Raw genomic sequence first — 26,841 nt, 5'->3', positions numbered from 1 at the left:
ACAGGGTCTGTTAACGCAGGGTTTGCGCCGCGATAAAGACAATTTCGCGGCACAATGAACGAGTACAGCAATACATAACGTATTAAGTGCAACTTTGGATGACGTTATACCGATTGAGCGGGCTTTAATTTAAACCACGCGGCATATAGCGCAGGTAAAAACAGCAGCGTTAAAATCGTGGCGACAAACAATCCGCCCATAATCGCAATCGCCATCGGCCCCCAAAATGTATCGCGAGTCAGTGGAATCATCGCCAAAATCGCCGCCAGCGCAGTGAGCATAATCGGCCTAAAACGCCGCACTGCCGAATCAATCACCGCATCCCATGGGGCACTACCGTGATGAATATCTTGCTCAATCTGGTCCATTAAAATCACCGAATTGCGCATAATCATCCCCGAAAGCGCGATCACCCCCAAGGTCGCAACAAAGCCAAATGGCGCTTGGAATAATAACAACGCAATCGTTACCCCAATCATCCCCAATGGCGCGGTCAGCAACACCATAATCATTCTTTGAATGCTTTGCAGTTGGATCATTAATAAGGTCATGACCACAATCAGCATTAAAGGCATCACTGCTGCAATGGAGTCTTGCGATATTTTCGACGCTTCTACCGTGCCACCGGCTTCGATATGGTAACCCACCGGTAGTTTGGCTTGAATCTCTTGCATTTTTGGCCACAAAGCATTGGAAACATCAGGCGCTTGTGCTTTGCCAATCACATCAGCCCGCACCGTTAACGCCGGTACGCGGTTGCGATGCCAGATAATACTCTCTTCGCTTTCTAACTTGATTTTTGCCAGCTGCGACAAGGGCACGCTTGACCCTGATGGCAAAGGAATCGGCAAGTTGGCCAAGTAATCGAGCCGTGTGCGCTCATCGGGTGCCAAACGACTAATGACTTCAATTTGCAGGTTATCTTCACGCAGCGCCGTTGCGGTGACGCCGGAAACGGCCATCTGCAGTGATTGCGCCAATTGCTGCGACGTTAATCCCGCCGCTCGCAATTTATCTTGATTCACATCCAAACGCAGCACTTTAACTTGCTCGCCCCAATCGGTGTGCACTTGGCGCAGATTTGGATTCTGCCGCATGAGATGAGCAACGTCATTGGCAATCTTTTTCAGCTCGCGCTGATCAGCACCAATCACCCGAAACTGCACCGGATAACCCACTGGCGGGCCGTTTTCTAAACGAGTGACTCGACCACGAACATTGGGAAAATCAGTGTCAAATAACTGCTTCACGCGCTTATAGACATTCTCGCGCACGTGCTCGTCTTTGGTCATCACCGTTAGCTGGCCAAAATTTAAGTTGGGCATTTGCTCATCAAGCGGCATGTAATAACGCGGCGAGCCGACGCCCACATAGCTAGTCACGCTAGCGACATCGGGGTCTTGCATTAAAATCGCTTCGATTTTTTTGACTTCTTGCTCAGTGGCGTTAAATGACGCGGTATACGGCAGCCATAAATCCACCATCAATTCTGGCCGACTTGAAGCCGGGAAAAACTGCTTAGGTACGGCAATGGCAAATAAAATCACCGATAGCACAAACGCACCTAAAGTCAGCGCAATCGTGGTCTTGCGCCAAGTGATACACCAGGTCACCCAGCGGCGAAACGCGGTGTAAAACTTGCCACCATGCGCATCATGCGGATGCTCTTTGAGGTTTTCTGGCAACAAGTGATAGCCCATATACGGCGTAAACAGCACCGCAACAATCCACGACATAATCAATGCAATGCCAACCACAGCAAAAATCGAGAAGGTATATTCACCGGCATTCGATTTAGCAAGGCCTACCGGCAAAAACCCCGCTGCGGTAATTAAAGTACCGGTCAGCATTGGAAACGCTGTCGAGCTATAGGCAAAAGTAGCGGCACTAAAGCGATCCCAGCCTTGTTCTAATTTCAACGCCATCATTTCAACCGCAATAATCGCGTCGTCAACCAATAGCCCGAGGGCAATCACTAGCGCCCCCAGCGAGATGCGCTGTAATTCCAAATTAAAGATTTTCATGCATAAAAAGGTCAGCGCCAGCACCAGCGGAATCGACAGAGCCACCACAATCCCCATCCGAAACCCCAGCGCCAAAAAGCTCACCGCCAGCACAATCACCACCGCTTCAAGCAAGGATTTCATAAAGATATGTACCGCGGATTTCACCACAGCGGGCTGATCAGAAACCGCTTGTATTTCGATACCGACCGGTAAATTTTGCTTGGCTTGATGCAGTACAGCGTCAATTTGCTCGCCCATTTTGAGCACATTGCCGCCTTTACGCATTGAAATCCCTAAGCCAATCGCCGGCTGACCTTGGTAATACATCCGCGTTTCCGCCGGATTGAGCGAAGCGCGATAGACATCCGCCACATCATTCACACGAAAGGTTTTGCCATTGACGGTAATTGGCGTGGCTTTAATCGCGGCGATGGCGTCAAACTCGCCACTCACGCGTAAAAACACTCGCTCCTCAGCCCCTTCAACCACCCCTGCCGGCGTCACCGTATTGGTCGCGGCCAGCACTTGATTAATTTGCAAGGGGGTAATGCCGAGCGTGGCCAACTTGGCGCTGCGATATTCAACGTAGATTTTTTCGTCTTGCGGAGCGATTAACGTGGCTTTATTAATGTCCGGAATCCGCAGCAACTCGGTTCGAACATTCTCGACGTATTTTTTTAACTCCGCATCGCTAAAACCGTCGCGAGTAAAGGCGTACAAACTACCGTAGGTTTCACCAAATTCATCATTAAAAAATGGCCCCACCACGCCGGGTGGCATTTTGCCCTTGGCGTCGTTAATGCGCTTACGGACTTGATACCACACGTCGTTGACTTCTTTGCCACGAATGCTTTCTTTGAGCATCACGGTAATGAGTGCCTCACCCGAGCGCGAATAGCTCTTGGTAAAGTCGACCTCAGGAATACCTTGCAGTGCTTCCTCCAGTTTATCCGTCACTTGCTGCTCAACCTCGGCGGCAGAAGCGCCAGGCCAAAAACTGCGCACCACCATCGCTTTAAAGGTAAATTCTGGGTCTTCTTTTTGCCCTAGCTGGGTATATGCCAGAATACCAGCTACAGAAAGGATCACTATCAGATACAGCACTAAAGACTGATGCGTGAGCGCCCACGCAGATAGATTAAACGACTGTCGTTGTTCGTTCATTGCTGCGCTCCTTGCGTTGATGGCAAGACTTTGATTTTTTGCCCTTCACGCAATAAATGCACCCCAGCAGTCACCACGATCGATTTGGCTGGAATACCTTGAATTCGAACTTGCTGACCTTGATGACCCAACACGGTAATGGCTTGGCTATGCACGGTGTTTTTATCATCAACTAACCACACTCGCATCATTTGCTCTTTACCAAACACCGCCGACATGGGTACCGATATTTCATTAGGTATCTCTTTAGAGGCAAATACTTGACTCACCTGTATCGTCATACCCAGTGCTGCGGCATTTTTTTCTGGTAGCGCGACCTTAACTCGAAACGTGCGGGTTTTACTATCGGCCGCGGGTGCGACTTCGCTCACCGTACCGACCAATTCACGGTTGGCATCGGCCCACAGCTGCACCGCCACTTTTTGCCCTGGCTGCCACGCTTGAACGCGATTTTCTGGCACATCAATCACCGCCTCATACTGCCCAGCTTTAGCCAACATCAGCACCGATTGCCCAGCAGCCACCACCGCCCCCGGTTCGGCCAAGGTTTGCGTAATCACGCCATCACCATCGGCAGTGAGCTGGGTATAGCTCGCCTGATTATTCGCCAAATCCACTTGCGCCTTGGCTTGCTCAGTAAGTTTTTGCGCTGAAATCAGTGCCGTTTGTCGCTTATCCACCTCGGCCTGGCTAACAAAATTCTGTGCGTGCAAATCTTGCGAGCGCTGATAATCGAGCTTGGCTTGCGCTAACTGCGCCTGTGCTGAAGACAAAGCCGCGCGCGCCGCCGTGGCGTTGAGCGCCACATCGCCAGCATCGAGTTGCGCTAACACCTGACCTTTTTTCACCGTATCGCCCACGCTCACCGCGCGAGAAATTATTTTGCCGGGAATGCGAAATCCCAACGGGACTTCATGCTGCGCTTTCACCTCGCCGCTATACACCTCAGCCGCCGCAGGTAAGGCCCCACCCACCACCATGGTGCGCACCGGACGAATTTCTTCGACCGGTTTTTGTTCTGATTTACAACCGGCTAAAACTAGCATCGCAGCAAGTAGTGTCACTGACCATTTATTAAGCATGAGAGGCATCCATAGGACGGGCCAGAAGGCCGGTTAAAAATAAATCCACCGTGCATTGCACGTAACGCTGGGCTGAAAAATCAGCGGGTAAACAATATAAAGGGGTGTTTTGCAGCAGCATGGCCATGACCATCGGACTAGATAAAATATGCGCAGCGTAGTCGATATCGTTAACCACAAATTCGCCACGTGCCACGCCCAGCGCTAGCACATGCCGCAACATTGCCTGTCCCGGCGCAATCACTTCTTCATTGTAAAGCTGCATCACCTCAGGGAAATTACCCCCTTCAGCAATCATCAATTTGGGCAATGCCGATAGCGATGTAGCGCCAACATTACGCCACCACAAATGAAATAGCTCTTGCAGCAAATCCCGGGCATTGCCTTGCCAGTCTTGTAATAGCGTTGCACCAATCGCCAGTTGCGGTAACAGCAAGGAACGAATCACCGATTTGAAGATTTCTTCTTTATTGGCAAAGTACAAATAAGGCGTGCCACGGGTTACGCCGGCGGCACGGGCAATGTCTTCGATCTTGGTGGCGGCATAGCCTTTTTCGACAAACAAGGCTAAAGCCGCCTCGAGAATTTCCTGTGGCCGCGCTTCTTTCCGTCGCGACCAACATTTGATGGGGCACATGACATTTCGCTAATAAATGAACGTTCATTTATTATCTACACTCCCAATTTCAACGTCAATCATTCAAGGTGATTCATCTACTATTTATTTTGCGACACAATCCACCCCCAGATTTCTGACGAATACGGTACAATCGCGGCAATTTAGTCCCGCCTATCCTGGAGACCGCCGTGCCTGAAATAACCCCACAAATCAAAGCTGAAATTCTTTCTGAAGCCCTGCCATATATCCAACGCTTCTTAGATAAAACCATCGTGATCAAATACGGTGGCAACGCAATGATTGATGAAGAGCTCAAAGATGGGTTTGCATCAGATGTGGTGTTACTCAAGCTAGTGGGCATGAATCCAGTAGTGGTTCACGGCGGTGGCCCACAAATTAATGATTTACTCGATCGCATCGGTAAAAAAGGCGAATTCATCCAAGGCATGCGCGTCACCGACGCCGAAACCATGGATGTGGTTGAAATGGTCTTAGGTGGTCACGTCAATAAAGAAATCGTGTCGTTGATTAATAAACACGGCGGCAAAGCGGTCGGTTTAACCGGTCAAGACGGCCACTTTATCCGCGCGCGTAAAATGATGCTCAAAGACAATATGGGCGAAAACAATATCGACATCGGCCAAGTGGGCGAAATTCAAAGCATCGACCCATCGATTGTGCTGCATTTAGACGCCGCCGACTTTATTCCAGTGATTGCGCCAATCGGTGTTGATGCCACTGGCGAGAGCCTGAATATCAATGCCGACCTAGTCGCTGGCAAATTGGCGGAAGTGCTCAAGGCCGAAAAACTCATCTTAATGACCAATACCCCCGGCGTTTTGGATAAAGAAGGCACACTGCTAACCAAACTCACGGCACGCCGGATTGATGAATTATTTGCCGATGGCACTATCTCTGGCGGCATGTTGCCGAAAATTGCTTCGGCACTGGATGCAGCCAAAAGCGGCGTTAATGCAGTGCATATTATTGATGGCCGAGTTAAACATGCCTTACTGCTCGAAGTATTGACCGAGCAAGGCGTGGGCACGATGATTCGCGCGAAATAAACCGCTAGCAATATGATAAAAAGGGCGACTGAAGTCGCCCTTTTTTCTTGCATGTTAAACCCTGTCAGCTACAGTAAAAACACTGCTTAGCCAAGGGAAAACCAACAATGACAACCGCACGTCAAATGCTCGCCGCCAAAAACAAACACGAGACCATCGCAGTCTCTCCAAATGCAACAGTCTATCAAGCCTTACAAATGATGGCCGATGCCAATATCGGTGCCATTTTAGTGATGGAAAACGACAAACTCGTCGGGATTTTCTCCGAGCGAGATTACGCGCGCAAAGTCGTTCTGATGGGAAAAACCTCATCTGGCACACCGGTTGCCGAAATCATGACGCATAAATTACTGTGCGTTCCCCCCAATGCCACTACCAATGAATGTATGGGGCTCATGACTGAAAAACGTATTCGTCACCTACCGGTACTGGACGGCGATACCGTACTGGGCGTGTTATCGATCGGTGATTTGGTGCATGAAAAAATGGCCGAGCAAGAATTCACCATTGAGCAACTTGAGCAATATATTTACAGCTAAACACATTGTTTATCTTGAATAAACTCGACACAATGGCCGATCTCATCGGCCATTTTCTCTGCTATGCCCCAACCCACTTGGATTTTTGATCTCGACAATACGCTGCATCACGCCAGTCGGCATGCATTTCCCGTTATCGATTCGGCAATGACCGCTTGGCTACAAAGTGAATTACAGCTGCAGCAATCGGCGGCCAATCAGCTGCGCCAAGATTATTGGCGGCGCTATGGGGCGACTTTATTAGGCTTAGTTCGCCACCATCCCCACCTAAACCCGCATCATTTTTTAGCTGCTTGCCACCCCTTGCCGCAACTACTGAGCCAAGTGCATCCAATGCCACAGCTTAAATCCACACTGGCCCGACTCAACGGCAACAAGATTTTATTTACCAATGGCCCCATTGCTTACGCCAGAGCCATGCTCGCGGCACTCGATATTGAGCGATATTTTATGGGTATAGCGGCCATCGATACGCTTAACCTTACCCCTAAGCCAATACCCAAGGCTTATCATCAAATGCTACGCCAATTTAAACTTCAAGCCAGCGATTGCATCATGGTTGAAGACAGCATCGACAATCTAATTACTGCCAAAAAATTAGGCATGCAAACGGTCTGGTTGCGCCACGGCAATAAAAATCATCCCGCAGCCGATCGCTGCATTACGCAACTGAAACAGTTATAAAAAAACGCAGCCCGTAGGCTGCGTTGATGTATAGGTCGATAAACCTTAATTCATAATGCTTGGAGCAATATACCTATAGCTCTACCTGCATCCCCATTTCAACCACACGGTTCGGTGGGATTTTAAAGAAGTTCGTTACCCGCGTTGCATTGCGACTCATCAAGCTAAACAAGCGGCGACGCCACCAGCTCATTGATGGATATTTCGCCTCAACAATCGTTTCACGCGACAAGAAGAACGAGGTATTCATTTCATCAAATACCAACTCCGGCTGCAACTGGGTCACTTGCAACAAAACAGCAGGAATATTGGGTTCTTCTTTAAAGCCAAACGTCGCCACAATTTGGTAAAAACTTTCCCCCAATCGCCGCACTGTGACGCGCTCTTTCAGTGGCACATAGGGAATATCATTGGTTTGCACCGTCAAAAACACCACTTGCTCATGCAGCACTTTATTGTGTTTTAAATTATGTAATAAAGCATGCGGCACCGTATCGGTATTGGCGGTCATAAAGATTGAAATCCCTTCCACGCGCTGCGGCGGATGCGCTTCAAGGCTTTCCACAAAGCCAGTTAATGGCATTTCACCTTCAAGCAATTTCGCCGAAAGCATCTTACGACCGCGTTTCCAAGTCGTCATCAAGATAAAGGCCACTAAACCAATCACCAATGGGAACCAGCCACCCTCATGGATTTTGAGCGAGTTTGAAGCAAACAACGCCAAATCAACGACTAAAAATAAGCTCAACATGGCATATAAGCCGTACTTTTTCCAACCGGCCAAACCACGTCCCAAGACCATAAACGCCAACAAAGTGGTCATCACCATGGTGCAGGTCACCGCAAAACCATACGCGGCCGCCAAATTACTCGATGTTTTAAAACCAATGACCAATAAAATCACCGAGGCCAATAAAAACCAATTAATCCCCGGCATATAAATCTGACCAATTTCACGCTCAGACGTATGCTGGATATCCATCCTCGGCACAAAGCCGAGCTGAATCGCTTGGCTAGTGACCGAATACGCCCCAGAAATCACCGCTTGCGAAGCAATAATCGACGCACAAGTGGCCAATACCACCAGCGGCATGACCATCCATCCCGGTGCCATCATATAAAATGGATTTTTAATCGCTTCGGGGGTGGTCAACAATAGCGCGCCCTGGCCGAGATAATTAAGCATCAAAGCAGGCAATACCAAGCCAAACCACGCATAGCGAATCGCCGGACGACCAAAGTGCCCCATATCGGCATATAAAGCCTCAGCACCGGTTAAAGCCAACACCACCGCACCGAGTAAAATAAAGGCAATTTTTGGACTGCCGATAAAAAACTCAATCGCATACAAAGGGTTAAGCGCTTTTAAAACTTCAGGCGCTTGAATAATTTGTGCAATGCCTAAGCCCGCCAATGCCAAAAACCAAGCAATGGTAATCGGGCCAAATAACTTGCCCATACTGGCCGTACCGCGCGCTTGAATCCAAAACAGCGCCACCATCACCGCAATAGCAATTGGAATAATGTAGGGATCAAAGGTATGCGAAACAATGCTAATCCCCTCTAATGCCGAAAGCACAGAAATCGCCGGGGTAATGATCGAGTCGCCATAAAACAAGGCTGCGCCAAATAGACCAATAATGGTAATCCACATGGCCTTGCGAGAACCAGGTGTGGCATTACGCGCGGCCAAGGCCATCAAGGCCAAAATGCCGCCTTCGCCGCGATTATCTGCGCGCATAATGAACATGATGTATTTCGTCGAAACGACGATCATCAGGCTCCAAAAAATCAGCGATAAAACCCCTAAAATATTCGCTGGATTTAAATCAAGGGCCACATGGCCGTTAAAACATTCTTTCAGAGTGTACAGCGGGCTAGTACCAATATCGCCATAGACCACACCAATCGCACCAACGATCAGTCCAGCCAGCTTTTTTGGATCCTGCGCTTGAGAAGTCGACATGTATATTTCTATCAAACCAAGTAGAGGTTGCGGATTATAGTCCTGCGATACACTGCAGGGGCATGAATAAACGACAATCGTTGCGGCAACGCAGCAGAAATATTAGCTTTGGCTGATGTTGCCAGTTTGGCGTAATTCCAAAATCGGCGCTGCAAGCGCATTCCAGTTAAAATAAGGCCCGGGATCGGTTTTTCTTTCCGGTGCAATCTCGCTATGCCCGAGTAAAAAAGCCAGCGGGTAGCGGCGCTGCAATGCTGCAGCTAGAGAATTTAACGCTGTATATTGCGCCGGCATAAAGGGCACAAAATCTGAGCCTTCCATTTCAATGCCAATCGAAAAATCATTACAACGCTCACGCGCTTGCCAGCGTGAAACGCCCGCATGCCAAGCGCGCAGCTCGCACGGTACAAATTGCAAGATTTCACCGCTGCGGCGAATCAAAAAATGCGCCGACACCCGCAATTGCGCCAACTCAGCATAACAAGCGTGATCCGCCACCTCCAGCGTATTGGTAAATAGCCGCTCAATATCCGAACCAGTAAATTCAAGCGCGCCAGCAGGTTGCGGTGGCAAATGAATATTGTGAATCACCAGCATATCGGGTGCTTGCCCTGCTGGGCGAGCATCACAATTGGGGCTAGGGATCCGCTTAGCCGCATTGCACCAGCCCAATTCATCAATTTCAAATTGCAGCATTGGCTCACTCGATTTGATTGTTGCGGATTCAAGCTGCTCAAGCGACTTACTCATCTTGCGTAATTCCCAATCTTTCTAAGCGATAGCGCAAACTACGAAAGGTCACACCGAGTAGTTTAGCGGCCTGCGTTCGATTAAAGCCGGTTTTATCCAAAGCGGCGATAATGGCGACTTTTTCGACTCGGTCCAGATAATCTTGCAATGGATAGGTGTCGCCTAAATTGGCCGCAACCGCTTCGGCTTTGTCACCAGAGGCATGCTGCAATTGCAGATCATCAATATCGATCTGCTGGCCATCGGCCAAAGCCATTGCGCGCTCAAGTAGGTTTTCTAATTCACGCACATTGCCAGGAAAATCATAACGACATAACGCATCTTTAGCAGCCGCGGTAAAAGCCAATACCGGCATACCATGTCGCGCGGCGATGTCTTCGACCAAAAACTGAGCGATTAATAGTACATCGTTGCCCATTTCGCGCAGCGCCGGCATTTTCAGCTCGATCACATTCAATCGATAATACAAATCTTGTCGAAAACGCCCAGCCTCAACGCAGCGGGATAGATTTTGATGCGTTGCCGAAATAATCCGCACATCCACGTCTTCTTCTTGCACGCCGCCCACTTTGCGTACTTTGCGCTCTTGAATGGCGCGCAGCAATTTAACTTGCATCAGCAAGGGCAAATCGGCAACTTCATCCAAAAATAGCGTACCGCCATGCGCGGCTTGAAAAAAACCTTCGCGATCTTCTTGCGCGCCGGTAAATGCCCCTTTGCGGTAACCAAAAAACTCACTTTCCATTAAGTTTTCTGGAATCGCACCACAGTTCACCGCAATAAATGGCTGATCCGCACGGCTAGAACAGCTATGAATCGTTCGCGCCGCCCGCTCTTTACCCGAGCCCGATTCTCCGGTGACATACACAGGCGCTTGATTGCGCGCTAGTTTTTCAATTAACACCAAAGCGTGTTGCAAAGCTGGCGAATCGCCCAACAACGGACGATCTCGTCGCGCGGCTTTTACCGCTGGCGTAGCTTCAATTTTCAGTGCCGATTTGACTAAAGCCCGCAATTGCTCCAACGCCACGGGCTTGGCCAGATAATCAAACGCGCCCGCTTTTAGTGCCGCTACGGCATTCTCGGTATTGCCATATGCCGTAATCACCGCAATCGGTAAATCTAAACCTTTACTTTGGATATACCGAACTAGATCCAAGCCCTCACCATCGGGCATACGCATATCGGTTAAACACAAATCAAAATGCTGCTTATCAATCAAAGCTTTCGCGGCAATCACCCCATTGGCGGTTTCAACCGCCAGCCCCATTTTGAGCAAAGTTAATTCGAGTAAATCGGCCAAATCAGGCTCATCATCCACCACCAAAACTCGGGGTAATACTTTAGATTTTTTCGCCATCGGTATATCCAAATAAAATTCGAAAACAAGCGCCGCTCTCAGGCGGGGATTGATACTCCAGTAAAGCGGCATTGGCGGCGCAAATCTCCCGCGCAATATACAAACCTAAACCGGTGCCTTTACTTTCAGTGGTAAAAAAAGGCTCAAACAGCTGGCTCTGCGCGTCGCTCGGTACCCTAGGTCCATCGTTAATGACACTGAGCATCCAGCCAGAGCGAAATTCACTCACGGTAAAACGCAGACTATGATCTTGCTTTAAGCAATAGCGCCAACCATTGCGCGATAAATTCCATAGCACTTGATGCAAATGCCCCACATCAAACCGTACCGTCGCATCCGGCGGGCAAATAATAGCGAGCTGCACCGGTATTTTTTCTTGCTGGCGAAATTCATCGACAAAATTGGCCAGCCAATCGGCCAAGTGAATATCGATACGCTCAACACGATCACGACGATTAAGCTCTAAAACGTCTTTCACCATTCGCTCAAGGCGTTGGCTATTGTCGTTAATAATTCGCGTCAATTTTTGCAATAAGGGATCATCATTCGCTTCTTCACGCATCAGCTCAGCCGCATGGCTAATTGCACCTAAAGGATTGCGAATCTCATGCGCCAGATTGGCGGTTAAACGCCCCAGCGCTGCGAGTTTTAATTGCTGTGATTCTCGGCGTAAGCGCGCCATATCTTCGAGATAAATCAGCACATTCCCGCTCGAATCATGCGTTAAAGACACAAAACGCGCTCGTAAAGTATTGCGCCCACCCGCCGTTTGCACTAATTCACTACTGCCCAGCTCTGGAAACTCGCGCCAGCGGTGTAACGGCGCCGCCAATTCAGGAAAATCCGCCGCCAATGGGCTACCTAAATCAGTACGAACCCCGGTGACTCGAACGGCTTGCTCATTAAATTGCTGAATTAAATTACGGCTATCCACCACCAGCACACCGTCAGACACGTCTTGTAAAATCCGCGTATTGAGCTGACCTAAATTTGCAATATCGACACTACGTCGCTCCGCTAATTCGCGGTTTTCTTCGGCATACCGAGAGAGGCGGTATGCTAGCCAAGCCACCGCAAATGAAGCGATACAGAGAAATACCGTCGACATTGGTATCGTTGACTCTAAATCACCGTGAATCGCGCTCCACAGCATTTCAGCCAGTAAAGCAATGCTGGCAATCGCCGCATGAAAGATCGTCATTCGCCCACGGGCAATCAAACCGGCGCCAGCTAAATACGGCAATAATAAAATCCCAAATCCGCTTTTAATCCCGCCACCGAGATGCATCAACGCCACAATAAAAATCACATCAATCAACACATGAATCGACAATTGCACGTCAAAACGCGGCCATTTTTTGGCAATGCCAAAGGCAAAAATAATCCCGCACAGGGTGTAACACCCTAAAATCCAAATCACCACCCAAAAATGATCGCGCTCTAACAAGCTCTCACCGGTGAGTAAAAACGCCCCCACCATCAAGCCGATCACGATTAATAGCCGGAAAATATTAAATAGGGATAGCGATTGCCATAGATGCTCACTCGATGAGCGATTGAAATCGGACATAAGATCCAAATAAAAAAACGGGCGACCCAAGCCGCCCGTTCTAATGCTGTTTTAGTTGACGACTGAAGGCGGATGTTGACCAATCAATCGCGCTAACTCACCCAAAGCTGCTTCATATACGCCACGTTTGAAATCAATCACTGCCTCAAGCGGCGACCAATATTCATTCCAGCGCCATGCATCAAACTCGGGATGCGTGGTTTTACGCAAGCAAACGTCAGAATCTTTCCCGACTAGCCTGAGCATAAACCAAATTTGTTTTTGTCCTCTATAAGTACCGCGCCATTCACGGCGCACCCAATTGGTCGGCACATCATATTTCATCCAGTCCCGCGTGCGGCCCACAATTTCTACATGTTCCGGCAGCAGACCAACTTCTTCGGCCAGCTCTCGAAACATCGCCTGCTCAGGAGTTTCCCCCTGCTTAATGCCGCCTTGCGGAAACTGCCACGAATGCTCTCGCACGCGTTTCCCCCAAAACACTTGGTTCTGTTGATTAATGATAATGATGCCGACGTTTGGCCGATAGCCATCACGATCGAGCATAAGTACGACCTATTTAAGATTTCGTTGATTACCCTGATTTTTTCACATTCGCGAGCACTTGAAAACCTTTATTCGTATGGGGAGTCGGGAGTCGGGATTGGGGTGTAGTCAAAACACCATATCGCACCGCTTTGACTCCCTACTCCCCATTCCCCATTCCCCGCCCTAATCAGAGAAACAAACGTCGATCGTTATGTGGATTCATTCGCGCTAAATCACTGACAAATTCATTAAATTCAAGACCATACTCAGCTTCGAGTTTTTTGGCTTTATCGGCTAATCGCTCCCACTGCGGATTGTTTTGTCCACGCATAAAAGCAAAAGCGATGACATTGCCTTTTTGTCTTGCTGGCAAACAAATTAAACGGCCATCAAATACGCTCGCCAATTGCTCACAATACTGCTCGAACCGGCGATCAATACTCCATAAATTCACCGCCAAAACGCCATCATCGGTCAGCTTATGTTTGCACGCGGTAAAAAAGTCGGTACTCGCCAATGGCGCAGCAATGCCGGTTGCCGAATATGCGTCCATCATAATCATATCGACCGATTCGTCGGCCATATTGTAAACATGCGCCGCGCCATCGCCGGTAATCACCTCCAAACGCTCATCATCTGGTGGCAAAAAAAACATCGAGCGCGCCACATTCACCACCTGCTGAAATAGCTCAACGCACGTCAAATGCGTCGTCGGCAAATACTCATGCACCCATTTGGCAATCGAGCCGCCGCCCAAACCAATCAACAACATTTTTTGCGGCGGTTCTAAAAACAATAAGCTGGCAAAAACACACCGCGAATACGCCAGTAGCAATTCATTGGGCGCATTGATCTTCATGGCGCTTTGCGTGTCATCACTACCAAAGTGCAGCTTACGAACACCGCCCTCCTCTGAGACATCGATCATCAGCTCATCATCAAAATTTCTCGGGCGACGCCGCGTGCGAGATAACATCATGACGCATCTCCACACGCGCTCGCCGCAGGCTTGCTCGACAAAATCGAAATCCGGCTCGGATCGCTAAACGTTTCACGATCAAACGCTTTATCACCATCGGCGCGTGGTGTGCCATCGGCCTTAGCGTTCACGAAATCATAGCGTTTTGGATCAGCCAAATGTGATGGCACCACATTACACATCGCGGTAAACATCGTTTCCAAACGACCAGGGAAACGTTTATCCCAATCACGCAACATATCGCCAATCACTTGGCGCTGTAAATTGGGCTGCGAGCCGCATAAATTACACGGAATAATCGGAAATTCACGCGCGGCGCTGTATTTTTCAATGTCTTTTTCACGGCAATACGCCAACGGGCGAATCACCATATGTTTGCCATCGTCCGATACCAATTTGGGTGGCATGCCTTTGAGCTTGCCACCGTAAAACATATTCAAAAACAGCGTTTCTAAAATGTCATCCCGATGATGACCCAACGCAATCTTGGTCGCGCCCAATTCATCCGCCACGCGGTACAAAATGCCACGACGCAAACGGCTGCACAAACCACAGGTGGTTTTGCCCTCTTCGATCACTCGCGTCACAATCGAATAAGTATCTTCTTCGATAATTCGGTGTTCAACGCCGATTTCGGCCAGATACGTTGGCAAAATATGCTCAGGAAAACCTGGTTGTTTTTGGTCCAAATTCACCGCAACAATCGAAAAATTAATCGGCGCTGATTTTTGCAAACTCAGCAAAATATCCAGCATGGTGTAACTGTCTTTGCCGCCTGACAAACACACCATCACCCGATCGCCATCTTCGATCATATTAAAATCGTTAATCGCGTCGCCCACGTTATGGCGCAAGCGTTTCACCAACTTATTGAAATTATATTTCTGCTTTTGTTCCGCCTCGGTCAGTTGCGGTTTCTCTTGCGGCTGTTCGGTCATTGCGTTCATAGAATAAATACGGGACGCCCAAAGGACGCCCCGCTATAGGTAATTGAATTGGCAGTGATTTTACCTGAAAAACCCCTACTCGTACGCACAAAGCCATTTGCCAACAACAACACGCTGCTGAGCGTTTGATTTTTCACCGCAATCTCATACCGCAATCGGCAGCCAAACCCGCATGACAAATAGGTGTCACTTTTAGTAAAAGTAAGCGAAAAGCAACATTCAAACAGCATATCTTGCTTAAAATACATAAATTAAAAAATCAGTAGAAAGAAAACACTGATTTGCTTGTAAATAAATCGTAAAAGGCAAGACAAAATGCACTCAACCCCTCGCAAAGCCCTTATTCATCTGGCCATTGTCGGCGCAATCGCCAGCACACTCACCGCCTGCGGCGGCGGCGGCCCTGGCGGTGCCGATCTGATTGCGGGAGGTAGTGGTGGTGGCAGCGGCGGAGGTGGCGCAACGCCAACGCCAATTCCTGCGGTTGCTAAAATCGTTCTGACACCAACGCAAGCCAGCCTTGCCCTTGGCGAAACCATTCAAGTCACTGCGTTGGTCGTCGATGCCAATAACAGCCCGATTGCTGGCGCGGTAGTGAATTTTACAACCGATACAACATTAGGTTTACTAAGCCCGAATGCCGGTCTAACTAACTCCGCTGGTCAAATGACGACCACACTCAGTGTGGCCAATATCAGCGCTAGTGGCAAAGTGGGTGAACTCATTGCCAGCGCCAAATATAAAGACGCTAGCGGCACCGATCAAACCATTACCAATTCGATGGCGTATCAAATTGGCTCTTCCACATTAAAAATTGATAGCATGCAAGCAGGCTTAGCCAGTATCAGTGCCAATGCCAATACCAGCGTAGAAGTGCAGGTCAGCGCCAATGGCAAGCCAATTTCCGGACAAACCGTTAATTTTTCATCACAATGCGCGCAAGCCGGCAAAGCCACCATCGACGCAACAGCGCTCACCAATGCCAGCGGTAAAGCGATTGCTTCATTTACCGATAAAGGCTGCGCCAACACCGACACGATTACTGCAACACTATCGAACGGACAAAGCCAAAACGTTCAAGTTACCATTGCGCCGCCCACCGCTGCCTCACTCTCATTTAATGCAATTACCCCGACCGATGGCGTAATCACCCTCAAAGGCTATGCCAGCGCAACCCGCCCTGATACTGCCCAAGTACAATTCAAAGTGGTGGATGCCACCGGCGCGCCAATTCCCGGTCAAGCGGTCACTTTTAGCTTAAACACAGCCGTCGGTGGCGTTACTTTACTCAATGCGGTATCAGGTAAAGTCACCGTAACCACCGATAACAATGGCGTTGCAAATGCCACGGTGATTTCTGGCAATCAACCAGCCTCAATCCTCGTGACTGCCGCATCTGGAGCATTAAGCAGTACTTCTCGAAAACTGGCGATTAGTTCTGGCTTCCCTGACCAAGATTCGACTTCATTGGCTGCGGATAAATACAATATCAATGGCTGGAACTATGATGGCACCGAAGCCAAAATTACCATGCGCTTTGCCGACCACTTTAATAACCCAGTACCCGATGGCACCGCGATTAACTTTATTACCGACGGTGGCCGTATTGGCACGGGAACCCAAGGTAGTTGCACTACGGTGGATAGCAGCTGCCAAATCACTTTAACTTCGCAAAACCCACGCCCAAGCAATGGTCGAGTTCATGTACTGGCTTATGCCCTTGGTGAAGAAAGCTTTGTTGATAAAAATAATAATATTATTGCTGATCAGAATAGCGAACTCGTCGACATTAACGGTAATGTCGGCGGCGGCGGTGGCGGTGAGCCAATTGATAAAACGTGTACCACCAAAGCGGGTAGTGGTTGTATCGGCGTAGGCAGTGACATTGGCGAAGCTTTCAACGATACAAATGAAAATGGTTTTTATGATCAAGGCGTCGATCATCTGATCGACTTTAACAGCGACGGTAAGTATAACGGCCCCGATGGGCTTTATAGCGGTACATTGTGCGCAACTGGATTTGCCAAATGCTCAACCAACAGAACGCTTAATATTTTCCAACAAGCAACATTTATTTTCTCCAGTGACGATCCTAAAACCCCATTAATTACACCTGCATTACCCACATCACTCGTGGGCACCTGCGGTACATTGCGTGATTTCACTGCTTACATACCCGATATAAAAGGCAACATTCTGCCAGCAGGAACCAAAATTAGTGTTGCAAGCACCAACGGAACAGGTTCGGTTGTTACAGGAGCAAGCCAAACAATCGGCTCTGCAACTCCGCTTGTTGGTGCGCAAGTTCTGAACCAAACACTATTCCAATTCCAGTTCCAGTTTGGTGCCGCAGCAACGCCTTGCCCAGCAGCCAGCACAGGGGTCTTGACAATTACCGTAGACACCCCAGCAGGGGGCGGCCAAGCAGCCAAGAAAACATCCTTTAATTACAACTACAATATTAATTAACACTCAATACCGCTCAAAAAACCGCCCTATATGTGAACTGCACCCCCAAAATTGGACACCCGTCCATATTTTTGGGGTGCAGTTCATATGTGGCAGTTTTTTTATACCAACCAAGCCTGAATTTCTCGCCCGATCTAATTACTAAAATCAGATAATTACTTAAGTTAACGAAGTTAACTTAAGTAATTATCCATCAGTGAATTTCCATATCGCCATGCAAACCATCCACCTCCACCCACTCGCTCCCGCCAAACCCACTATGGGTGCGGTGTGTAATGGTTGCGGGGTGTGTTGTGCGGCGGAGCCTTGTCCGGTGGGGGTGTTGATTAGTCGCAAACGGCGCGGGCGGTGTGTGGCTTTGGTTTGGGATGAGGGGCAAAATCGGTATTGGTGCGGCATGCTACTGGAACCCGCTCGCTATTTACCAATCAATTGGCCTTGGCTTAATCGACGCATTAGCCGCTGGGCGCAGCGCTCAATTGCGGCTGGGCTAGGCTGTGATTCGGATAGTGTTGTTGCCACTGAGCATGATGCGTGAACGCTGTTGGCCAACGAGGAGCTGGTATTGTCTTCGCCAGCAAACGCCATCTGGCACGCTTTAACCAAGGGCCTATCAAAAAATAAAGCGAGATATCTTCATACCAATACAGCTTTAAAAATCAAAACCTAACGCAAAGATGCCAAGAAATAACGAGTCAATGCAACGGATTTTTAAACCGAGGTCATCTGAAATAACTGTTTTTGCTTTTCTCTGCGTCTCTGCGTCAAAAGTTTTTTAATCAATGAGATGGGTATATTAATACAGACTTTATGATGCAAGGCCTACATAAATATACCTATAAAAAACAACTCAAGCACAGCTAACCAAGACTAAATCGGTGCAATGTCTACTGCGCCTTCAGTCGCCCGATAACGCGTGATCGATTTGCTTGGCCACCACTGCGGCTTGCCCTTGGGTGAGTAAAATATTGGGATAAGTTGGGCCAGTCATATCGCCCAGAATAAACACATCGCGGCTGATTTGCTGCTCTGGCCCATACAACACCGGAAAGTCCGTGACGACTGTTGATGGCTGATAGCCATAATACACCGCGGCATAATCGTAAGACTCGCCGAATAATTCGATCCCGCTGGCGCTGACATTCAAAGGCAAAGCATCGCCATACACTCGAAAATCAATCTGCGAGGCGCGCAATTGCTGCGCTAATACCGACGATGCGCGTAATGCGTGCCGTACCAGCATCACCACCGAGCAGCCCATCTCTTGCAATATCAGCGCGTGCTCTGCGGCATTATCGCCACCGCCTAACACCAACACCCGATCTCCGGTTTGTAGATGGGCAATTTTTTGTAATCCCGGCCCAACAATCACCCGCTCAGCCGGAGCAAACGGCGAAACCGGCGCTGCGCCACAGGCAAACACCAGCTTTTTGGCCACCATAGCGCGCCCATTACTGAGCTGACAGCGCCAAGCTGGATCAATCTGATTTCGCTGAATCTGCGTTAATTCACAAGCAAGCTCGCAATGCGCCGTCTCAATCCCCGCCACAATGGCGGCCATATAGTCGCGCCCCGACACTGCGGGCCAGCCCGGAATCCATTTCAAAACATATTGGCTGTGCGCCAAGGGGCCGCCCAAATAAGCTTCGCGCTCAACAATGCGCCAACTGCGCCCCAGCCCAGTGAGCCATTGCGCCAACGTTAGCCCGCCAACGCCGCCACCAATAATCAATACATCTACGCAGTGATCAGTCATCACGGTTTAAATTTTTCTCCATGTGCTTATGCTTTTATTAACGGCCATTCATGCCCACACTAGCGCTGTTTCGTGCCGACGATTGCCTCGGTACGCCATGCAGCAACAATGCTAAAATTGGCGACACCTTTCTATTTGATCGACTTCGCCATGAATCAATTGCAATTACCCGTGCCATCGAGCGACGCGCTCGAAGCCAGCCAAGCCTTGTGTCAGCATATTGCCGAAGCGATTAACGCCCACGGCGGCTGGATTTCTTTTGCCGACTTTATGCGCTTGGCGATGTACACCCCGGCGCTGGGTTATTACAGCGGCGGCGCGACCAAATTTGGTGGCGCCGGCGACTTTGTCACCGCACCGGAAATTTCGCCTTTTTTTGGCGCCACGGTGGCGGCGACTTTGGCGCATGTGCTCGATGAACTCGGCCAAGAGTCCGCCAGTATTTTGGAAGTCGGCGCTGGCACCGGCCAACTGGCCGGCCAAATTTTGCAAGAACTCGAGCGCCGCAACGCCTTACCCGTACACTATGCCATCTTGGAGCTTTCTGGCCAATTACGCGAGCGTCAGCGTCAAACTTTGCTTACTTTAGTACCACATTTAATCGATCGCGTGCAGTGGCTTGATGCGCTGCCCGAGGATTTTGTTGGCGTGATGATCGGCAATGAGGTGCTCGACGCCATGCCATGCGAGCTAGTGCAACTGGCCGATGGGCAATGGCAACAACGCGGCGTCATCCTCGGCGAGCAAGGCTTTGCCATGCAAAATCGGCCGATTCAATCCGCGCAGCTGGCCGCCGCTTGCGAGCCTTTGCCCACCATTGCCAACTACACCAGCGAAATTCACCTCGAAGCGCAAGGCTTTATCGCCGCACTCGGGCAAAGCTTACAGCGCGGTATGATCATATTGATTGATTATGGGTTCCCGCAGCGCGAGTATTACCATCCAGAACGCAGTATGGGCACGCTGATTGGCCATTATCGCCACCACACCATTCACGACCCGTTCTTTTACCCTGGCCTCACCGACATTACCTGTCATATTGATTTTACTGCTATGTATACCGCTGCAGATGCTAGCGGGCTTAGCCTAGAGGGCTATACCACTCAGGCTAGCTATTTGCTCGACGCAGGCATTCTCGACTTCGCCCAACAACTGCCCACCACCAGCATCGACTATATGAAAAGCGTCGCAGCGATTCAAAAACTCACCACCCATGCCGAAATGGGCGAGATTTTTAAAGTCATCGCTTTTTCTAAAGGCCTCACTGGCGACACCGCCCCCGGTTTACGCGGGCGCGATCGCTCTGGCGAGCTATAAAAATCCGCACGCCCCACCGCAGCGTGGGGCGTAGCTTGCGGCGCTTGCTATCGCTAAACCGCAGCCAAAACCATACACAAAATCAGATAAATCCGCTTTACTCCCCAGCACAATACTGAATCTCACGCAGTTGGTGTATGTTGATGCCCGCGTAAGCAATACGCGCCGCAAACACCAATGCCACGCCAATTGAACAAGGGTAAGTCGTGATGAGAACTTGGTTGAGAATCCATCGATTGCAGCAATTTGTCCGGCATGTGATTTACGGCATGCTGCTGGTGCGCTTTCAGTTTCCTCGGCTCAATCACGCGGCGCGGCTGAATAAAACCCAAGTTTGGTCGCAACAATTAGCGCAAAAACTCGGCTTCACCATCAAAGTCTTTGGCCAAGCCACCCCGCTACACCCGGCTAATCATCTACTGCTGGCCAATCACATTTCATGGTTTGATATTTTTGCCATCAATAGCATTACCGTCGCCCGCTTTGTCGCCCGCGCCGACGTACAAACTTGGCCAGTCATCGGCATGTTGTGCCAAGGCGCTGGCACGGTGTTTATTGATCGCAGCAAAACCCGCGACACGCAACGCGTCAACGCCAGCATCAGCACCGCGCTCAATAATCAAGAATGCATCGCTTTTTTCCCCGAAGGCACCACCAGCGACGGCCAAGCAATCCGCCCATTCAAAGCCTCGCTCATCCAAAGCGCTTTTGAAACCAACGCTACCATCCAACCGATCTACCTGCGCTACACCAACGCCGCCGGCCAATACGTCAGCGATGCGGCGTATATCGACGACATGAGCATCGCCGACTCGCTGTGGCAAATCACCGGCGCGCAGCACCTCTGTATCGAACTCCATTTTCTAGCGCCATTAAAGCCCGAAGGACGAGACCGACGCAGCCTCAATAAAGAAGTCGAAGCCATGATCCGCGCTAAACATGACAGCTTGCAGGCGACTGGCGCTTTGCAGCAACCCGCCTGCGCGCAAGGTGTGGATGAGGCGGTGACCTCGACGATGTGAGGGATAGTTAGGTAATGTTCAGATTACGTGTTGATGATTTTAAGTGCCTGCGGCACATTGTTTTACAGTCGCAGTCCGCGACGGGGACCCCATTTTCTTTGACTCGCCAAAGAAAATGGGGGAAAAGAAAGGCGACCGGTATGGTTCACACTCATAGGTAACACATTAGTTCAAAGACATAGGTAACACTTCTCTGGTTTGTGATACGCGCAACCGGAGCACGCTATGCCGTGGAATGAGGTGAAACCGATGGACGAAAAAGTAAAATTTATCGCCGATTACTTGCGTGGCGAGCTGGCGTTCAAGGCCTTGTGTGCTCTGTATGGGATTAGCCGCAAGACGGGTTACAAATGGGTACGGCGTTATCACGCGATGGGGCTCGAAGGTTTGCAAGCGCAAAGTCGTCGTCCGCATGATTCGGCTGTCACCCCCTATGTCGTGCGGCAGGCGATACTGGAATTGCGTAATCACAAGGGCGATGTGCTGGGGCCAAAGAAAATCCAGCCGCTGCTGGCTGCGCGATTTATCGAGTCGCTGATTCCGTCGCAAACGACGATTTACAATATTTTGAAAGCGGCGGGTTGCGTAAAAAGTCGAAGGCGGATTAATCGCACGCTGCGTTCGATTCAACCGCTCAAGACAGCAACACAGGTCAATCAGCTGTGGAGTGTGGATTACAAAGGGCAGTTCAAGTTAGGTAATGGGCAGTGGTGCTATCCGTTAACGATCATGGATCACGCCAGTCGTTATTTGCTGAGTTGCCAAGGGTTTAGCGGTACGACAGGGGCAGAGGCCAAGGCGGTGTTTGAGCAATTGTTTCGCCAATATGGTTTGCCGGAGCGGATTAGGAGCGACAACGGCACACCATTTGCCAGTGTGGGTGTCGGAGGGTTATCGAAACTATCGATTTGGTGGATTCGGCTAGGGATTATTCCAGAGCGAATTACGCCAGGGCAACCACAGCAAAATGGTCGACATGAACGGATGCATCGGACGTTGAAATTACGCATTGGTCAGCCCGGTGCGGCCGACTTAACGCAGCAACAAGTGATTTTGGATGAGTTCTTGCGCCACTATAACGAGGATCGTTTGCATGAGAGTTTGGGGCAGTGTGTGCCTAAATCGGTGTATCAGAGCTCATCGCGCCGCTATCCAGAGTCGCTGCCAGAGTTGGTTTACCCTGACTACTTTGAGCGTGGACGAGTCTGTCAAAGTGGACTGATTTATTGGCGTAGTTTACGAGTTTACATTGGCTATTTATTGCGTGGCGAATGGGTCGGTTTGGAGTTGGTCGGTGAGGGTATTTGGGACGTTTATTTTGGTCCGATTCGACTAGGCTCGTTGGACGAGCGAGAAGTGAAAGGGACCAAAAACGATTATTTAACGCTAAAAGTGTCACCCATGTCGTTGAATTAAAGTGTTACCTATGTCCTTGATCTTTCAACCCGAGCGCGCCCAGCTCCGCTGTGCCCTCGATTGTCGTGAGCCAAACGATAAAACCGTTTGTCTCTCTCCTCACTCGGTGCGCTTAAACGGGTTTTTAAGCCCCAGACCGACGAGCGCGGCACAGCATCAACACCAAATCTGAACATTGCCGATAGTTGTTGGGTATGGCTGGCGGGGCTTTTTAGATCAGGGGCTGCAAGCAAATACACCACCATCATCGGGCGGGTTAGCCTTTAGGCATAACCGCCAATTTGAATCAGTCGCGATAAAATTAGCAGCCCCATTCCCTTTCGTGTGCAAAAATTTACGCACAGCGGTAGGGTGAAATAAACGAAGTGCATTCCACCTAGGCCACAACGATCCGGTGGAATGCGCAGAGCTTATTCCACCACACAAAGACAACGTATTTAATTGCAGCCCACAAGCTACATACCGTTACAGGCAATACCCATACCCACATGATTCAGATATTGCGCCTTGTTTTTTCTGCAAAAAAAAAGCCCCGACGCTGCGGGGCTATTTCTGCATTTGCTGGCGAGATTAATCGCGCTGGCTGTCTAAATCCATTTTTTCATACGTGATAAATTGCGTTTTGTTTTTGTAGCGATAGCTAAGCCAAATCAACAAAAACAGTGGAATACCGATATAAGTAGCAACTACACTACCCCAATCAATGGTGCCGGCCATAAAGGCTTGGTAGTTTTGACCGAGCATAATCACCATACACAAGGCAAAAGCAAACATCGGGCCAAAGGGGTAAAACTTCGAGCGATATGGCAAATCGTTGATGTCACGGCCTTGCAAGATATACGCTTTACGGAAGCGATAATGGCAAATCGCAATCCCGAGCCAAGCAATAAAGCCGGTCATCCCTGAGGTGCTCAATAGCCATAAATACACGGTTTTTTCACCGAATACCGAGGCAAAAAAGCACAACATGGCCACCAAAGTCGTCGCGTATAAAGCATTGCGTGGCACGCCATTGCTCGACAATTTAGCGAACATTTTTGGCGCTTTGCCTTCCGAAGCCAATGAATACAACATGCGGCTTGAGGCATACATGCCTGAGTTACCGGCCGATAAAATCGCCGTTAAAATCACCGCATTCATCACGCTAGCAGCAAAGGCAATGCCGGCATTTTGAAACACCAAGGTAAATGGGCTAACGCCAACATTGGCCAAATCGCTTTTAAGCAAATTCGGATCAGTGTAGGGAATCAACATGCCGATGACGAAAATCGCCAATACATAAAACAACAGAATGCGCCAAAACACTTGCTTGATCGCACGCGGAATGTTTTTTTGCGGGTTTTCTGATTCGCCAGCGGCAATACCAACTAATTCAGTGCCTTGGAATGAGAACCCGGCAATCATCGCCACCCCGAGCATGGCGGGGAAACCACCGACAAAAGGACCGTCGCCCATAGTGAAGTTTTCAAAACCAACGCTGTGCGTGCCGCTTAAGATGCCAAAAATCATCAACACACCGGTGACAATAAAAATCACCACGGTGACGACTTTAATCAGCGAGAACCAAAATTCCGCCTCACCAAAGCCTTTTACCGAGAGGTAATTGAGCGAAAACATCAGCGCCAAAAATAAGGCACTCCACATCAGGCCTGAGCTTTCTGGAAACCAAAATTTCATCACCATGCTGGCGGCGGCCAATTCAACGGCGATGGTCACCGCCCAGTTGTACCAGTAGTTCCAACCAAGGGCAAAGCCAAAACCGGGCTCAACAAATTTAGCCCCGTAAGTTGAAAACGAACCTGAAACCGGCATATAGGCAGCCATTTCGGCCAAGCTGGTCATCAAAAAATACACCATCAACCCAATCACGGCGTAAGCAGCCAAAGCGCCACCAGCGCCCGCTTGGGCCACCGTCGCGCCCGAGGCAACAAATAATCCAGTTCCAATCGAGCCACCAATGGCAATCATGGAAAGATGACGAACACGCAAATTGCGTTTGAGGTGGGGTGCCGTCTGTGCTTCCTCTGCGATCATGCTAAATCCTTTGAACATAAAACGGGGGAGCAAAACCAATCTTCACCCCCAAGGGGACAAGATGGTATCAGTTCAGATCGATTCCTAATACCCATAAAATCCCATATACGCAATCAAGCGAAACATCAATTAATGATTTATCTCTAAACAATTACCCTCATCTACAGGTAAAGTGGCATCTTTTTGACCAAGTTTTTACTTATGAATGCCGTTTTAATTGCAGTAACACTGATGCTCGCGCTCTCATTGAGCCGCATTCATGTGGTGGTCAGTATCCTAATCAGTGCTGTGGTCGGGGGTTTGGTTGGCGGTTTAGAGCTGAGTAAAACCATCGCCGCATTCAATAGTGGCCTCGGTGGTGGCGCAGGGATTGCGCTGTCTTACGCGCTGTTGGGCGCTTTTGCCTTGGCGCTGGCCGAATCAGGTTTACCACACGCGATGGCCGATGGCTTGGCCAAATTAAGTGCCAAGAGCAGCAATACCCAGCGTGTTAAATGGGGCATTGTGCTGGCTGTTTTGGCGCTGGCAATTTCGTCGCAAAATATTTTACCGATTCATATCGCGTTTATTCCTTTGGTAATTCCGCCGCTGCTCTTTACGCTGGCGACATTTAAAGTCGACCGCCGTTTATTGGCATGCGTGATGACTTTTGGTTTGATTACGCCGTATATGTTGTTCCCTGTTGGCTTTGGTGAGATTTTCTTAACTCAAATTTTATTGGGCAGCATTACCAAATCAGGCTTAGATGTCACCCACGTGAATGTGATGCACGCGATGGCGCTGCCCGCACTCGGGATGTTGTTTGGTTTGCTCACTGCCGTGTTTGTCACTTACCGTAAACCGCGCCAATACAATATGGACGTACTCAAAGCCGTTGAGCGCGAAGACAGTCGCTACACGCGTCGCTCATTGAGCGTGGCGCTGCTGGCAATGGTGACGACCTTTATCGTGCAACTGTGTGTTGATTCGATGCTGCTCGGCGCGCTGGCAGGCTTTACCGTCTGTGTACTCGGTGGCGCAGTGCCTTGGCGACAAGCTGATAGTGTCTTTAGCGAAGGCATGAAAATGATGGCCGGCATTGGCCTGATTATGATTGCGGCTTCGGGCATGGCCGAAGTCCTGAAAGCTACGGGCGATGTGGCCAGCTTGGTGACGCAATCGGCGGATTTAATCGGCAATAGCAAAGCACTGGCAGCGTTTTTGATGTTGTTGGTCGGTTTGATCGTGACCTTGGGCATCGGTTCTTCATTCTCGACGGTACCTATCCTCGCCACCATCTACGTACCACTCGCGATGCAGCTCGGCTTTAGCCCAGAAGCAATTGTTTGCTTAGTCGGTACAGCAGGCGCATTGGGTGACGCTGGTTCGCCTGCATCAGATTCAACGCTAGGCCCGACCGCCGGTTTGAATGTGGATGGTCAGCACAACCATATTTGGGATACTTCAGTACCGACTTTCTTGCATTTCAACCTGCCATTAATGGCTTTTGGTTGGGTTGCGGTGATGGTTTTATAAATATTTTGCGTTTTATCTGATTATTTATAAAAAAGGGCTTGCCAAGATTAA

General features: G+C 49.6%; 21 protein-coding genes. 9 read left to right on the top strand and 12 right to left on the bottom strand.

Going from position 1 to position 26,841, the window contains the following annotated elements; all coding sequences use genetic code 11:
- Positions 1-104: 104 nt before the first annotated feature.
- The 3 genes from HQN60_RS07675 to HQN60_RS07665 are packed head-to-tail and all read right to left on the bottom strand — an operon-like array spanning position 105 to position 4,889.
- Positions 105-3,170, bottom strand: coding sequence for an efflux RND transporter permease subunit (locus HQN60_RS07675; RefSeq protein ID WP_173533097.1), 3,066 nt, complete (start codon positions 3,168-3,170; stop codon positions 105-107).
- The gene (locus HQN60_RS07670; protein ID WP_173533096.1) at positions 3,167-4,252 is read right to left on the bottom strand and encodes an efflux RND transporter periplasmic adaptor subunit; all 1,086 of its coding nucleotides are present in this window, start codon (positions 4,250-4,252) and stop codon (positions 3,167-3,169) included. The genes HQN60_RS07675 and HQN60_RS07670 overlap by 4 nt, the downstream gene beginning before the upstream one ends.
- Positions 4,245-4,889 carry a TetR/AcrR family transcriptional regulator gene (locus HQN60_RS07665; RefSeq protein WP_173533095.1) on the bottom strand — a complete coding sequence of 215 codons (645 nt, stop codon included), beginning with the start codon at positions 4,887-4,889 and terminating at the stop codon, positions 4,245-4,247. Before HQN60_RS07665 ends, HQN60_RS07670 begins: the two co-directional genes overlap by 8 nt.
- Positions 4,890-5,059: 170 nt before the next feature.
- Here HQN60_RS07665 and argB point away from each other — a divergent pair, with 170 nt between their 5' ends.
- The 3 genes from argB to HQN60_RS07650 all read left to right on the top strand — a co-directional run bounded on the left by argB (position 5,060) and on the right by HQN60_RS07650 (position 7,161).
- A complete protein-coding gene (gene argB / locus HQN60_RS07660; protein WP_173533094.1) occupies positions 5,060-5,938 on the top strand; it encodes an acetylglutamate kinase in 879 nt (292 codons plus the stop codon).
- A 107-nt stretch (positions 5,939-6,045) separates the two neighbouring features.
- The gene (locus HQN60_RS07655; protein WP_173533093.1) at positions 6,046-6,477 is read left to right on the top strand and encodes a CBS domain-containing protein; all 432 of its coding nucleotides are present in this window, start codon (positions 6,046-6,048) and stop codon (positions 6,475-6,477) included.
- 63 nt (positions 6,478-6,540) lie between these two features.
- Positions 6,541-7,161, top strand: a complete 621-nt coding sequence (locus tag HQN60_RS07650; protein ID WP_173533092.1) for a pyrimidine 5'-nucleotidase — start codon at positions 6,541-6,543, stop codon at positions 7,159-7,161.
- A 73-nt stretch (positions 7,162-7,234) separates the two neighbouring features.
- Here HQN60_RS07650 and HQN60_RS07645 read toward each other — a convergent pair whose 3' ends face one another.
- The 7 genes from HQN60_RS07645 to ttcA form a co-directional block, all read right to left on the bottom strand.
- On the bottom strand, positions 7,235-9,127 hold the full coding sequence (locus tag HQN60_RS07645; protein WP_173533091.1) for a potassium transporter Kup: 1,893 nt from the start codon (positions 9,125-9,127) through the stop codon (positions 7,235-7,237).
- A gap of 102 nt (positions 9,128-9,229) precedes the next feature.
- Positions 9,230-9,823 (bottom strand): 1,6-anhydro-N-acetylmuramyl-L-alanine amidase AmpD, encoded by a 594-nt coding sequence (ampD, locus tag HQN60_RS07640; RefSeq protein WP_173534641.1) that lies wholly within the window; start codon positions 9,821-9,823, stop codon positions 9,230-9,232.
- Between the two features lie 46 nt (positions 9,824-9,869).
- Complete coding sequence (locus HQN60_RS07635) at positions 9,870-11,237, bottom strand: sigma-54-dependent transcriptional regulator (RefSeq protein ID WP_173533090.1); 1,368 nt, start codon at positions 11,235-11,237, stop codon at positions 9,870-9,872.
- Positions 11,221-12,807, bottom strand: a complete 1,587-nt coding sequence (locus HQN60_RS07630) for a sensor histidine kinase (RefSeq protein ID WP_173533089.1) — start codon at positions 12,805-12,807, stop codon at positions 11,221-11,223. Before HQN60_RS07630 ends, HQN60_RS07635 begins: the two co-directional genes overlap by 17 nt.
- 51 nt (positions 12,808-12,858) lie before the next feature.
- Complete coding sequence (locus HQN60_RS07625) at positions 12,859-13,353, bottom strand: RNA pyrophosphohydrolase (RefSeq protein ID WP_173533088.1); 495 nt, start codon at positions 13,351-13,353, stop codon at positions 12,859-12,861.
- 169 nt (positions 13,354-13,522) lie between these two features.
- Complete coding sequence (locus HQN60_RS07620; protein WP_173533087.1) at positions 13,523-14,314, bottom strand: fused MFS/spermidine synthase; 792 nt, start codon at positions 14,312-14,314, stop codon at positions 13,523-13,525.
- The gene (gene ttcA, locus HQN60_RS07615) at positions 14,311-15,252 is read right to left on the bottom strand and encodes a tRNA 2-thiocytidine(32) synthetase TtcA (RefSeq protein ID WP_217390293.1); all 942 of its coding nucleotides are present in this window, start codon (positions 15,250-15,252) and stop codon (positions 14,311-14,313) included. Before ttcA ends, HQN60_RS07620 begins: the two co-directional genes overlap by 4 nt.
- A gap of 324 nt (positions 15,253-15,576) precedes the next feature.
- Here ttcA and HQN60_RS07610 point away from each other — a divergent pair, with 324 nt between their 5' ends.
- Positions 15,577-17,730 (top strand): Ig-like domain-containing protein, encoded by a 2,154-nt coding sequence (locus HQN60_RS07610; protein ID WP_173533085.1) that lies wholly within the window; start codon positions 15,577-15,579, stop codon positions 17,728-17,730.
- A gap of 214 nt (positions 17,731-17,944) precedes the next feature.
- Entirely contained in the window at positions 17,945-18,268 is a 324-nt protein-coding gene (locus tag HQN60_RS07605) for a hypothetical protein (protein WP_173533084.1), read from the top strand.
- A gap of 360 nt (positions 18,269-18,628) precedes the next feature.
- Here the strand turns inward: HQN60_RS07605 and HQN60_RS07600 are convergent, their stop codons facing one another.
- Positions 18,629-19,486, bottom strand: a complete 858-nt coding sequence (locus HQN60_RS07600; protein WP_254456712.1) for an FAD-dependent oxidoreductase — start codon at positions 19,484-19,486, stop codon at positions 18,629-18,631.
- A gap of 150 nt (positions 19,487-19,636) precedes the next feature.
- Here HQN60_RS07600 and HQN60_RS07595 point away from each other — a divergent pair, with 150 nt between their 5' ends.
- From HQN60_RS07595 to HQN60_RS07585, 3 genes are all read left to right on the top strand, one after another.
- On the top strand, positions 19,637-20,803 hold the full coding sequence (locus tag HQN60_RS07595) for a class I SAM-dependent methyltransferase (RefSeq protein WP_173533082.1): 1,167 nt from the start codon (positions 19,637-19,639) through the stop codon (positions 20,801-20,803).
- 209 nt (positions 20,804-21,012) lie between these two features.
- Complete coding sequence (locus HQN60_RS07590; RefSeq protein WP_173533081.1) at positions 21,013-21,825, top strand: lysophospholipid acyltransferase family protein; 813 nt, start codon at positions 21,013-21,015, stop codon at positions 21,823-21,825.
- A gap of 225 nt (positions 21,826-22,050) precedes the next feature.
- Positions 22,051-23,241: an integrase core domain-containing protein gene (locus tag HQN60_RS07585; protein WP_173533080.1), complete on the top strand. Its 1,191-nt coding sequence runs from the start codon at positions 22,051-22,053 to the stop codon at positions 23,239-23,241.
- A 570-nt stretch (positions 23,242-23,811) separates the two neighbouring features.
- On the opposite strand, the gene HQN60_RS07580 is transcribed toward HQN60_RS07585, so the two are convergent.
- Positions 23,812-25,275 carry an amino acid permease gene (locus tag HQN60_RS07580; RefSeq protein ID WP_173533079.1) on the bottom strand — a complete coding sequence of 488 codons (1,464 nt, stop codon included), beginning with the start codon at positions 25,273-25,275 and terminating at the stop codon, positions 23,812-23,814.
- Between the two features lie 201 nt (positions 25,276-25,476).
- Here HQN60_RS07580 and HQN60_RS07575 point away from each other — a divergent pair, with 201 nt between their 5' ends.
- Positions 25,477-26,790, top strand: a complete 1,314-nt coding sequence (locus HQN60_RS07575; RefSeq protein ID WP_173533078.1) for a Na+/H+ antiporter family protein — start codon at positions 25,477-25,479, stop codon at positions 26,788-26,790.
- The last annotated feature ends 51 nt before the right edge of the window (positions 26,791-26,841 follow it).

Origin of the sequence: Deefgea piscis (assembly GCF_013284055.1) — a bacterium.
GTDB classification, from domain to species: Bacteria; Pseudomonadota; Gammaproteobacteria; order Burkholderiales; family Chitinibacteraceae; genus Deefgea; species Deefgea piscis.
Note: the sequence above shows the minus strand (reverse complement) of the source record. Positions and strands in the feature narration are given on the sequence as shown.